10 protein-coding genes are annotated in these 12138 nt (G+C 53.6%); 3 read left to right on the forward strand and 7 right to left on the reverse strand.

The features are described from left to right. Positions 1-157: 157 nt before the first annotated feature. Positions 158-1303, reverse strand: coding sequence for a molecular chaperone DnaJ (gene dnaJ, locus E0L21_RS07540; protein ID WP_131408174.1), 1146 nt, complete (start codon positions 1301-1303; stop codon positions 158-160). Between the two features lie 85 nt (positions 1304-1388). Next, entirely contained in the window at positions 1389-3302 is a 1914-nt protein-coding gene (gene dnaK / locus E0L21_RS07545) for a molecular chaperone DnaK (RefSeq protein WP_131408176.1), read from the reverse strand. Between the two features lie 295 nt (positions 3303-3597). On the opposite strand from dnaK, the gene satP reads away from it, so the two are divergent. Then, positions 3598-4164, forward strand: a complete 567-nt coding sequence (gene satP, locus E0L21_RS07550) for an acetate uptake transporter (protein ID WP_020456493.1) — start codon at positions 3598-3600, stop codon at positions 4162-4164. A gap of 49 nt (positions 4165-4213) precedes the next feature. Here satP and E0L21_RS07555 read toward each other — a convergent pair whose 3' ends face one another. From E0L21_RS07555 to tal, 3 genes are all read right to left on the reverse strand, one after another. Continuing rightward, on the reverse strand, positions 4214-5521 hold the full coding sequence (locus tag E0L21_RS07555) for an MFS transporter (protein ID WP_131408178.1): 1308 nt from the start codon (positions 5519-5521) through the stop codon (positions 4214-4216). A 126-nt stretch (positions 5522-5647) separates the two neighbouring features. Then, on the reverse strand, positions 5648-6235 hold the full coding sequence (gene mog, locus E0L21_RS07560; RefSeq protein ID WP_131408180.1) for a molybdopterin adenylyltransferase: 588 nt from the start codon (positions 6233-6235) through the stop codon (positions 5648-5650). Between the two features lie 107 nt (positions 6236-6342). Beyond that, positions 6343-7296: a transaldolase gene (tal, locus tag E0L21_RS07565; RefSeq protein WP_131408182.1), complete on the reverse strand. Its 954-nt coding sequence runs from the start codon at positions 7294-7296 to the stop codon at positions 6343-6345. A gap of 295 nt (positions 7297-7591) precedes the next feature. Here tal and E0L21_RS07570 point away from each other — a divergent pair, with 295 nt between their 5' ends. After that, positions 7592-9022 (forward strand): alanine/glycine:cation symporter family protein, encoded by a 1431-nt coding sequence (locus E0L21_RS07570; RefSeq protein WP_131408184.1) that lies wholly within the window; start codon positions 7592-7594, stop codon positions 9020-9022. Between the two features lie 80 nt (positions 9023-9102). Continuing rightward, positions 9103-9876, forward strand: a complete 774-nt coding sequence (gene yaaA, locus E0L21_RS07575) for a peroxide stress protein YaaA (RefSeq protein ID WP_131408186.1) — start codon at positions 9103-9105, stop codon at positions 9874-9876. 42 nt (positions 9877-9918) lie between these two features. Here the strand turns inward: yaaA and thrC are convergent, their stop codons facing one another. Together thrC and thrB are read right to left on the reverse strand one after the other, a co-directional pair. Further along, positions 9919-11205 carry a threonine synthase gene (gene thrC / locus E0L21_RS07580; RefSeq protein WP_131408188.1) on the reverse strand — a complete coding sequence of 429 codons (1287 nt, stop codon included), beginning with the start codon at positions 11203-11205 and terminating at the stop codon, positions 9919-9921. A gap of 3 nt (positions 11206-11208) precedes the next feature. Further along, a complete protein-coding gene (gene thrB, locus E0L21_RS07585) occupies positions 11209-12138 on the reverse strand; it encodes a homoserine kinase (protein WP_131408190.1) in 930 nt (309 codons plus the stop codon).

Raw genomic sequence — 12138 nt, forward strand, 5'->3', positions numbered from 1 at the left:
CGATCCCTGTAACGTCGTGGCGGCTATCTTACTCCGCTCTAATCCTCGACAAAATCAGATTATTATTGCGTATAAACTCTCTTTTTCCGAGCAATTGAAAAGCTGATAAAAAAAGCCCGGCAGAAGCCGGGCCTGATAACGTGCTAATGAAGAAGGATTAGCGGGTTAAATCGTCAAAGAATTTCTTCACGCCGTCGAAGAAGCTTTTGGAACGCGGGCTGTTATGTTCACCTGTCGGGCCGCCAAAACTATCCTGCAGATCTTTCAGCAACTGTTTCTGCTTGTCGTTCAGTCCGACCGGAGTTTCGACCACCACGCGACACAGCAAGTCACCTTGCGCACCGCCGCGCACGGATTTCACACCTTTGCCGCGCATACGGAACAGTTTACCTGTCTGGGTTTCGTTCGGCACTTTCAGCTTCACGCGCCCGTCCAGCGTCGGTACTTCGATTTCACCGCCCAGCGCCGCCATGGCAAAGTTGATCGGCACTTCGCAGTACAGGTTGTTGCCTTCACGTTCAAAGATCGGGTGCTGTTTCACCTGCACCTGAACATACAGATCGCCTGCCGGTGCACCGTGCTCACCCGCTTCACCTTCACCGCTCAAACGGATACGATCGCCGGTGTCCACGCCTGCCGGGATTTTAACAGACAGGGTTTTGGATTTTTCGACGCGGCCATGACCGTGACATTTGTTGCACGGATCTTTAATCAGCGTACCCCGGCCCTGACAGTGCGGACAGGTCTGCTGCACGGCAAAAAAGCCCTGGCGCATCTGCACCTGGCCTGAACCGTGACAGGTCGGACAGGTCTGCGGCTGCGTACCCGCTTTCGCGCCGCTGCCGTGGCACACGTCGCACTCTTCAAGCGTAGGAATACGGATCTCTTTCGTGACGCCGCGAACCGCTTCTTCCAACGTCAAATCCATGTTGTAGCGCAAATCCGCGCCGCGCGCCGCGCGCTGACGACCACGGCCACCACCGAAGATATCGCCAAACACGTCGCCGAAAATATCGCTGAAGTCCGCACCGCCGCCAAAACCACCGCCGCCGAACCCACCACCGCCCATGCCGCCTTGTTCAAACGCCGCATGGCCATATTGATCGTAAGCCGCACGTTTTTGGGCGTCGGTCAGGACTTCGTAGGCTTCTTTAATCTCTTTAAATTTGGCTTCGGCCTCTTTATCGCCCTGGTTGCGGTCCGGGTGATATTTCATGGCCAGGCGTTTATACGCCTTTTTGATTTCACGCTCTTCCGCTGTTTTCGGAACGCCTAAAATCTCGTAATAGTCTTGCTTCGCCATCGGTTTATCTGCCCCTTAACATACGAGCACGGGCGTGGAGAAAACCCCGACGCCCGTGCTGGTTATCTACCCTGCATCAGGGCGATTATTTTTTGTCTTTTACTTCTTCAAACTCGGCGTCAACAACATCGTCATCTTTCGCGTTGTTCGCAGAAGCATCAGCACCCGCCTGCTGCTGCGCATGCTGTTGCTGTGCGATTTCCAGCAGTTTCTGGGAAGCCTGCGCCAGTGCCTGCATTTTCGCTTCGATATCTGCTTTATCTTCGCCTTTCAGCGCAGTTTCCAGCTCGCTCAGCGCAGCGTCGATGGCAGTTTTATCTTCAGCTGGCAGTTTGTCGCCGGCTTCTTCAACCTGCTTACGGGTGCTGTGCAGCAGATGGTCGCCCTGGTTACGGGTCTGCACCAGCTCTTCAAATTTACGGTCAGCTTCAGCGTTTGCTTCAGCATCGCGTACCATTTTCTGGATTTCGTCTTCGTTCAGACCAGAAGAAGCCTTGATGGTAATCTTCTGCTCGCGGTTGGTATTTTTGTCTTTTGCAGACACATGCAAAATACCATCTGCGTCGATGTCGAACGTGACTTCAATCTGCGGCATACCGCGCGGAGACGGATTGATGCCATCAAGATTGAACTGACCCAGCGATTTGTTATCAGACGCGCGTTTACGCTCACCCTGCAGCACATGGATGGTTACCGCAGACTGGTTGTCTTCCGCAGTAGAGAACACCTGGCTGTGCTTGGTCGGGATAGTGGTGTTTTTGTTGATCAGCGCAGTCATCACGCCGCCCATGGTTTCGATACCCAGCGACAGCGGGGTAACGTCCAGCAGCAGAACGTCTTTCACTTCACCCGTCAGAACACCGCCCTGCACCGCAGCACCGATAGCAACGGCTTCGTCCGGGTTAACGTCTTTACGCGGCTCTTTACCGAAGAACTCTGCCACTTTTTTCTGCACCATCGGCATACGCGTCTGGCCACCAACCAGGATCACGTCGTTGATGTCAGATACGGACAGGCCCGCATCCTGCAGCGCAACTTTCAGCGGCTCAATGGAACGGTTAACCAGGTCTTCAACCAGGCTTTCCAGTTTCGCGCGAGTCACTTTGATGTTCATGTGTTTCGGACCAGTCGCATCTGCAGTGATGTACGGCAGGTTCACGTCGGTCTGCTGCGCGGAAGAAAGCTCAATTTTCGCTTTTTCTGCCGCTTCTTTCAGACGCTGCATCGCCAGCGGATCGTTACGCAGATCGATGCCCTGATCTTTCTTGAACTCTTCTACCAGGTAGTTGATCAAACGGCTGTCGAAGTCTTCACCACCCAAGTGAGTATCACCGTTGGTTGCCAGAACTTCGAAGGTTTTTTCGCCATCAACTTCATCGATTTCGATAATAGAGATATCGAAAGTACCGCCACCCAGGTCATATACCGCGATAGTACGGTTGCCGGTTTCTTTATCCAGACCGTAAGCCAGCGCTGCCGCTGTCGGTTCGTTGATAATACGTTTTACTTCCAGACCTGCGATACGACCAGCATCTTTGGTTGCCTGACGCTGCGCATCGTTAAAGTAAGCCGGAACGGTGATAACAGCTTCAGTTACCGGTTCACCCAGGTAATCTTCAGCGGTTTTCTTCATTTTTTTCAGCACTTCAGCAGAGATCTGCGGCGGTGCCATTTTGGTGCCTTTTACATCAATCCACGCATCACCGTTGTCGGCTGCGATGATTTTGTACGGCATGATAGATTCGTCACGCTGGACTTCCTCGTCCTGGAAGCGACGGCCAATCAGGCGTTTGATCGCAAACAAGGTGTTTTGCGGGTTCGTCACTGCCTGACGTTTAGCCGGCTGACCTACCAGAGTTTCGCCATCCTGTGTATAAGCGATAATAGAAGGCGTGGTGCGATCGCCTTCGGCGTTCTCCAGCACACGAGCCTGAGCGCCATCCATAATGGCTACACAAGAGTTGGTTGTCCCAAGGTCGATACCAATAATTTTACCCATCTAAACGTCTCCACTAAAAATTCGTCATCATGTGGTTGTGAACCTGTAATAAGGGCGAAACGTGCGGTTTCAACTACCCTGTATTGTTTTTTTTCAGACTCACACACTGCGGTTGACTACAAGATGGGGTCGCAAGCTCGCGCATCAAGGGGGAGCGGTAAAAAATTTTTTAATTTACACCTGTTCAGATCATAGACAGGTTCAATGGCGCTATTTATGATGCCGCGCCCCGCCTCCTCAATACTGACGCGGGGCTTTCATTTTCCCTTTTCATATTGATTTATTTTGAGGAATTATGGGCAACACTAAGTTGGCTAATCCGGCTCCGCTGGGCTTAATGGGCTTCGGCATGACCACTATTCTGCTTAACCTGCACAATATTGGTTTATTCCCGATGGATGTCATTATCCTGGCGATGGGCATTTTCTATGGTGGTATCGCACAAATTTTTGCTGGTCTGCTTGAGTATAAAAAAGGCAATACCTTCGGCTTGACTGCGTTCACCTCCTATGGCTCTTTCTGGTTGACGCTGGTGGCTATTCTTCTGTTCCCGAAAATGGGGCTGGCAGAAGCAACAAACGGCCACTTCCTGGGCGTTTATTTAGGCATCTGGGGCGTATTCACACTGTTTATGTTCTTCGGTACGCTGAAAGGCGCACGCGCGTTGCAATTCGTCTTCCTGAGCCTGACGGTGCTGTTCGCGCTGCTGGCAATCGGCCACCTGGCCGATAACGAAGGCATTGTCCACGTTGCAGGCTGGATAGGTCTGGTATGTGGCGCAAGCGCTATCTATCTGGCGATGGGCGAAGTGCTGAATGAACAGTTCGAGCGCACCGTACTGCCAATTGGCGAGAAGCATTAATCCTTCCGCAAACGGATAAAACAAAACGGAGCCATTTGGCTCCGTTTTTTTATGATTGCTGTACCGCGCCTTCAGCCACTTTATCCTGGTGATGAAGATCCTGGCGCAGCAAAATCCCCAATCCAAGGCCAAGCAGCGACAGCGCCAGCACGTACCATGCGGGAGCCATCGGCGAAACGCCCATCAGCATGGTAACTGCAATCGGCGTCAGCCCGCCGAAAATGGCGTACGAAACATTATAAGAGAATGAAATACCAGTGAAACGCACTTCTGCCGGGAAGGCACGCACCATGACATAGGGCACCGCGCCCACCACGCCAACGCACAACCCCACCACGCCATACAAAAGAAACAACTGTTCAGGATGGCTGCCGACCAGGTGATAGAAAAACCAGCTGGAGCAGGCCAGCAGAATGCTGCCAACGATAAAAGTACGGCTGGCACCAAATTTATCCACCAGCAGCCCGGCAGCAAGGCAACCAAAACAGAGCATCACAGTGGCGATGCTGTTCGCCTGGAGCGTCAGCGCTGGCGCGAAACCATACTGTTTTTGCAGCCAAACTGGCGACATCAGGATCACCACCACAATCCCGGCGGACAACAACCAGGTCAGCAGCATGGAAACTACCACTGCTTTTTTATGGTTTAGCACCACGGATTTGACCGGCAACTCCTGCGCTAATGCCTTTCGCTGCTGCATCTCAAGGAAAATCGGCGTCTCCTGCAACCAGCGGCGCAAGTACATTGCCACCAGACCAAACGCCCCGCCAAGCAGGAATGGAATACGCCAGCCGCCATCATGAACAGCCTGCTGCGTCATGCTGGTATTCACCAGCGTAGCGACTACGGAGCCGAGCAAAATGCCCACCGTCAGCCCCGCGGTCAACGTCCCGCAGGCGATGCCAATCCGGCGAGCCGGAACATGTTCTGCGACAAAAACCCAGGCGCCAGGCACTTCGCCACCAATCGCCGCGCCTTGCAGCACGCGCATTAACAACAACAGTAACGGCGCAACAATTCCCATCGAGACATAGGTCGGCAGCAAACCAATCGCCAACGTGGGCAGCGCCATTAGCAGGATGCTGAGCGTAAACATCTTTTTGCGCCCAACCAAATCGCCGAAATGTGCCATTACAATACCGCCAAGCGGGCGAGCCAGGTAACCGGCGGCAAAAATGCCAAAGGTTTGCACCTGGCGAAGCCATTCCGGAATGTCGGCAGGGAAGAAGAGTTCGCCGACAACAGCGGCAAAGAAGACAAAAATGATGAAATCGTAAAACTCCAGCGCGCCACCCAGCGCGGCCAGCGTCAGCGTTTTATAATCCTGTCTGTTCAGAGGGCGTGTGTAAGTTGACATAGCGGACCGTTTGTAAAGAGGGAGTGTTAATTTAATTATTACAAATACTGTAAATTAAAAATTACTATACCGTAAATAAATCAACACTCCAGAGACGGTATTGCTTATCTTAGAAAAGAGTCATTTTTAGGATAATGTTTCGCGCCTTGCGCTTTTAGGCCGAAAAGATGCTACTACTTGCGGATCAGTTTCGACATATGGCCCATCTAATAACTGTACACAATACGGTACACTGGCGAAAATACCCGGCACTTTCACGGTGCCATCCTGGTCTTTAAGCCCTTCCAGTGTTTCTTTTATCGATTTCGGCTGACCAGGCAAATTGAGGATCAGCGCCTGTTTGCGGATCACACCGACCTGTCGGGAAAGTATGGCGGTTGGCACAAAATTGAGGCTGATTTGCCGCATCTGCTCGCCAAACCCTGGCATCTCGCGGTCGGCTACCGCCAGTGTTGCATCCGGCGTCACATCGCGGCGAGCAGGTCCGGTTCCACCGGTAGTGAGCACCAGATGGCAACTCATCTCATCGACCAGCTCGCACAGGGTTTGCTCAATAACGCTTTGCTCATCCGGGATCAGGCGAGTTTCAATATGAAAAGGCGTCGTCAGAGCGCTCGCCAACCACGCTTCCAGTGCAGGTAAACCTTTGTCCTGATAAACGCCGCTGGAGGCGCGATCGGAAACCGAAACTAAACCAATGCGTAGTGTGTCCATATTCATTCCGTGCAAAAAAACAATTTAACGAAATGATACACGCTGAGGGGAAAGGCAAACAGAGCAGAGAGAAGAAGCGTGACCGGGAACCCGGCCACGCCTGATGATTACAGCAGATCGCCGATCATTTTTTCCAGTTTTTCCTGATCAACGGCAAACTTACGAATACCGTCCGCCAGTTTATCTACCGCCATCGGATCCTGGTTGTGCTGCCACAGGAATTCCGCTTCGGTGATGCGCTCAGGACGCGCTTTCACTTCGCCGGTGTAAGCGAGTTTACGCTCAATAGCGCCCGCGCTTTCAGACAGCTCTTTCAGCAGCGGCGGAGCGATGGTCAGACGGTCACAGCCGGCCAGCTCAATGATTTCGCCAGTATTGCGGAAGCTTGCGCCCATCACCACGGTTTCATAGCCGTGCTGTTTGTAGTACTGGTAGATTTCCGTGACGGAAACCACACCCGGATCTTCTGCCGGTGCGTACTCTTTCTTGTCGGTATTGGCTTTGTACCAATCGAGAATACGGCCAACGAACGGAGAGATCAGGAACACGCCCGCTTCGGCACATGCCCGCGCTTGTGCAAAAGAGAACAGCAGCGTCAGGTTACAGTTGATGCCCTCTTTTTCCAGCTGTTCAGCCGCACGGATGCCCTGCCAGGTAGACGCCAGTTTAATCAGGATACGATCGTTGCTGATGCCCGCGTCGTTGTACATTTTGATCAGGCGTTTTGCTTTTGCGATGGACGCGTTGGTGTCGTAAGAGAGACGAGCATCCACTTCGGTAGAGATACGGCCTGGGATCAGTTTGAGAATTTCCAGACCAATGTTCACTGCCAGTCGGTCTGTTGCATCGACAACCTGCTGCGCACGGTCGCTGCTCTGGCTGCGCGCCCAGGTCACGGCGTCATCAATCAGTTTGCGGTATTCCGGGATTTGGGCAGCCCCAAGAATCAGAGAAGGGTTGGTTGTTGCATCCTGCGGCTGGTACAGCTTCATTGCCGCGATATCTCCGGTATCAGCCACGACTGTGGTGTACTGACGCAGGGAGGTCAATTTATCCGTCATGATAATATTTCTCTTTAAACGATACCCTAATACTCCACGCTAAGACCGACGACGCGTTGCTGCGCCTGGCGCATTAACGCAGCCAGCGCACCTGAACGAGAAGTATGACGAGTATACTTGTTAGGGGGATGTAACCGGTCTGCCCTGATGATAACACGACGCCTTGCCAGCGCAACCGCAGACAATGCTCTGAAAATTGTATGGTAAACTCACTTAATTAATTGCCTGCGAAGTGATGCGTACACTCCGACACCCACCCCCCAGGCCAACCCCGGCATCAACAAGAGGAATGTTAATGCCTGAATTTTTCTCATTCATCAGTGAAATACTCTGGGGCTCATTGATGGTTTACCTGCTGGCGGCAGCAGGTATCTGGTTTGCTTTTCGCAGCCGGTTTGTCCCCTTCCGTTTCATTCGTGATTTTGGCCAAAGTCTGAAAAGCAGCCGCGTTGCACAGCCTGGTGCGCTCTCCTCGTATCAGGCGTTATGCCTGAGCCTTGCGACCCGGCTCGGCAGTGGCAACCTGGCGGGCGTGGCGTTTGCCCTGACCACCGGCGGCCCTGGGGCGATTTTCTGGATGTGGATTTCCGCCATCATTGGCATGATCATTAGCTTTGCCGAGTGCTCGCTGGCGCAATTGTACAAAGAGCGTGATGCCAACCAGCAGCTACGCGGCGGCCCCGCCTGGTATATGGAGCGCGGGCTGGGTATGCGCTGGATGGGCGTGCTGTTTTCCATTTTTTTGCTACTAACCTACGGCCTGGTGTTTAACACTATTCAGTCCACAGCGATGGCACAGGCCATGCGTTATGCGTGGAACGTACCCGGTTTTATCAGTGGGATCGTGCTTGCGGCTTGTGCTTTCCTGTACATGCTCAAAGGGCTTAATAACGTTGCACGCTTGATGCAGTGGGTGGTGCCGGTAATGGCGCTGGCCTGGATTGTCGTCAGTTTTGGCGTCAGCCTGTGGCATGCCAATCTGCTACCCACTGTTCTTGTGAACATTGTTAAAAGCGCTTTTGGCTGGCAGGAAGCGGCAACCGGAACCATGGCTTACACCCTAAGCCAGGCCATCACCAGTGGTTTTCAACGTAGCATGCTCGCGAATGAAGCAGGTATGGGATCGTCACCCAACGCCGCCGCAACCGCGGCATCATGGCCTCCACATCCTGTCGCCCAGGGTTTTGTGCAGATGATCGGCGTCGTGACAGATACCTTTCTGGTCTGTACCGCCAGTGCGCTTATTCTGCTGCTCGCGGGAACTGCGCCAGCCACGGGAGCGATCGGCGGAACACAATTGATGCAGCAGGCGATGGTGTCACTGACAGGAAGTTGGGGCGCGGGTTTCGTTGCCGCCATCGTGGCGCTGTTTGCTTTTACCTCGATTGTGGCGAACTACACCTATGCGGAAAACAACCTGATCTTCTTGCGTCGTAATAGTGCAAGGAATATCTGGTTACTGCGCATGGCGGTGTTGCTGATGGTGCTGATGGGCTCTTTTTTCAGCCTGCCGCTAATCTGGCATGTCGCCGATGTGATGATGGCGCTGATGGCCATTACCAACCTGACCGCGATCCTGCTGCTTTCACCTGTGGTGAGAGTGCTGGCTCGTGATTACCTGCGCCAGCGTAAACTTGGCGTCATGCCCGTCTTTGATCCGAAACGCTACCCGGAGATCAAACGCCAACTGGCACCGGGTAGTTGGGATGATATTCCTCGTTCGTAGCGCTAATCGCAACTATCGATCAAGTCTGTTGGTTTTTTTGCTAAAGTCAGCGGAAATTTCTCGCACAGCAAGGACTGAGTATGCTGATTTTGATTTCACCTGCAAAAACGCTCGATTACCAAAGCCCGCTGGCGACCACGCGTTTTACCCAGCCGGAACTGCTGGATCACGCCCAGCAATTGATTAAGACCGCTCGCAAACTCTCTGCGCCGCAAATCAAAGCGCTGATGGGCATCAGCGATAAACTCGCCGATCTGAACGCGACTCGCTTTCACGACTGGCAACCTGATTTCACCCCGGACAATGCACGCCAGGCGATTCTGGCATTCAAAGGTGATGTCTACACCGGTCTGCAAGCGGAAACCTTCAGCGAGGCGGATTTCGACTTTGCCCAACAGCATCTGCGCATGCTCTCCGGGTTATACGGCGTGCTGCGCCCGCTGGATCTGATGCAGCCGTATCGTCTGGAGATGGGTATCCGGCTGGAGAACGCCAAAGGCAAGGATCTGTACCAATTCTGGGACGATACCATTACCCACAAACTCAACGACGCCATTGCCGCCCAGGGCGACGATATTGTTATCAACCTGGCATCAGATGAATATTTCCGCTCGGTCAAAATCCAAAAACTGAAAGCCAGAGTAATCAAACCCGTGTTCCTTGATGAGAAAAACGGCAAGTTTAAGGTCATTAGCTTCTACGCCAAAAAAGCGCGCGGGTTGATGAGCCGCTACATCATTGAGCAGCGTTTGACAAAACCGGAGCAGTTAGCCGGGTTTGATAGTGAAGGGTATTTCTTTGATGAAGAAGCGTCCGCGCAGGACGAAATGGTGTTTAAGCGTCACGAGAAATAAGCGTTATGTTTCCCCCGCCAGCAGGCAGGGGAAACACAGACATTACGCTTTGCTCATCATCAACTGACGCAGTGCGGAGAAATCCGCAGGCAACTGGTGCGAAAGCAGAGGTAAGTCGGCGCGATCTGCCAGCTCTTTCGGCAGCGGCAAGGTTTCACCGAGGATCGCTTCGACGCTCTCTTTAAACTTCGCCGGATGCGCGGTGCCGAGGAACAGACCGTACTCACCCGGCTGTAGTTGATCGCGCAGCGCGCGGTAAGCAATGGCAGCATGCGGTTCAGAAATGTAGCCCTTGCCTTTCAGCTCGCGGATAGTGGCTTTCGTGGTTTCGTCATTCACCGCCGCATAACCCAGCTCGTTTAAGCGCCAGATCTTACGACGGAACAACTCTTCCACACGCGGCCAGTTATTCGGCTGGCTCACATCCATCGCGTTCGACAATGTCGCCTGCGTCGCTTTAGGCTGCCATTGCCCCTCTTTCAGGAAGCGCGGAACCGTGTCATTGGCGTTAGTGGCGGCGATAAAACGCTTGATCGGCAGCCCCAGCGATTTCGCCAGCAAACCGGCGGTCAGATCGCCGAAGTTACCGCTCGGCACGGAAACCACCAGTTGATTGCGTGCCTCCTGTGGCAGTTGTGCAACTGCTTCAAAGTAATAACAAATCTGCGCCAGCAGGCGGCTGATGTTGATCGAGTTCGCCGAATTCAGCCCCAGTGCCGTTTTCAACTCTTCATCATCGAATGCCTGTTTCACCAGCGCCTGGCAGGCATCGAAATCCGCGTCGATAGCAACGGTTTCGATATTGCCACCCAGCGTACAGAACAGTTTTTCCTGCAGCGGGCTGATTTTGCCCTGCGGATAGAGGATCACCACACGCACGTTCTTCATTCCGTAGAAGGCGTGTGCCACGGCTGCGCCCGTGTCACCGGAGGTTGCCGTCAGAATAGTCACCGGCTTGTCGCCGCTGATAGCACTCAGCATTTGTGCCATAAAACGCCCGCCGAAATCTTTAAACGCCAGCGTTGGCCCATGGAAAAGCTCCAGACAGCCGATATCGCTCTCCACCTGCTTGACCGGCGCGGGGAAGGCAAACGCGGCACGCACGCGGGCTTCCAGCGCATCTGCTGGAATTTCATCGCCAATAAACGCCGCAAGGATTTTCGCGCTGCGGGTGATGAAATCCTGCTCCAGCATCGCATCGACTTCGGTCAGGTTAAATTCCGGCAGATCGTGCGGGAAGAACAGCCCCTGATTTTTGCCCAGCCCCTGAGTGACGGCCTGCGCAAAGCTGACCTGTTCGTTATGATCTTTTAAGTTGTAAAGTTTCATTGGTTATCCCACTACGCGAGCGCCCGCCGTATCCAGCCGGCAAATATGAACGAAGCCTTCCTGATTTTGCAGATAGTGTTTGCCGAGCCAGTCGGCGACGCGCTGAGCGGTATCCGGCTTGTCGCACAAGGCAAACAGCGTTGGCCCGGAACCCGAGATCCCACAGGCCAGTGCGCCAATATCCGCCACTGCCTGACGCGCTTCCCCAAACCCCGGTAGCAATTTCATGCGATACGGTTCGGCAATCACGTCTTTCATTAATTTTGCGGCCAGCGCAGGCTGGCGGCTGTAGCAAGCATGGATAAAGCCCGCCAGATGGCGACCGTGAGCAATACAATCCTGGCGGCGGTATTGCGCTGGCAGAATCGCGCGCGCTTCAGCCGTCGAGACTTTAATGCCTGGATACGCCAAAACCCACAGCCACTCGTCAAAGCCTGGCACCTGCTGGCTGATAATGCCGCTTTCCTCGATCATCAATTGCATGCCACCGAGGTAGCAAGGCGCGACGTTATCGTAATGCACACTACCGGAAATACGCCCTTCCAGCTCGCCCATCAGCGCCAGCATGCGTGTTTCGTTCAGCGGCTTACCGCAGAACTCATTCATTGCCACCAGCGCAGCAACCACCGAACAAGCGCTAGAGCCAAGCCCGGAACCGATCGGCATATTTTTTTCCAGCGTCATCGCGACCGGAACCTGCTTGCCGATCTCCTGGCAGAACAGCTCCCAGCATTGATAAACGATATTTTCTTTCGGCTCGGTCGGCAATTTACTGGCGAAGCGGCCCATGTTCTTCAGGCTGAAATGATCGGCCGCTTCCACACTGACATTATCGCCCAACAACGTACCATCCACGGGCGTAACCGCCGCGCCAAGCACATCAAAACCCACGCTCATATTGGCACTGGAGGCCGGAGCATACACCTTCACCAT

Origin of the sequence: Kosakonia quasisacchari (assembly GCF_004331415.1) — a bacterium.
In the GTDB taxonomy this organism is placed as follows: Bacteria; Pseudomonadota; Gammaproteobacteria; order Enterobacterales; family Enterobacteriaceae; genus Kosakonia; species Kosakonia quasisacchari.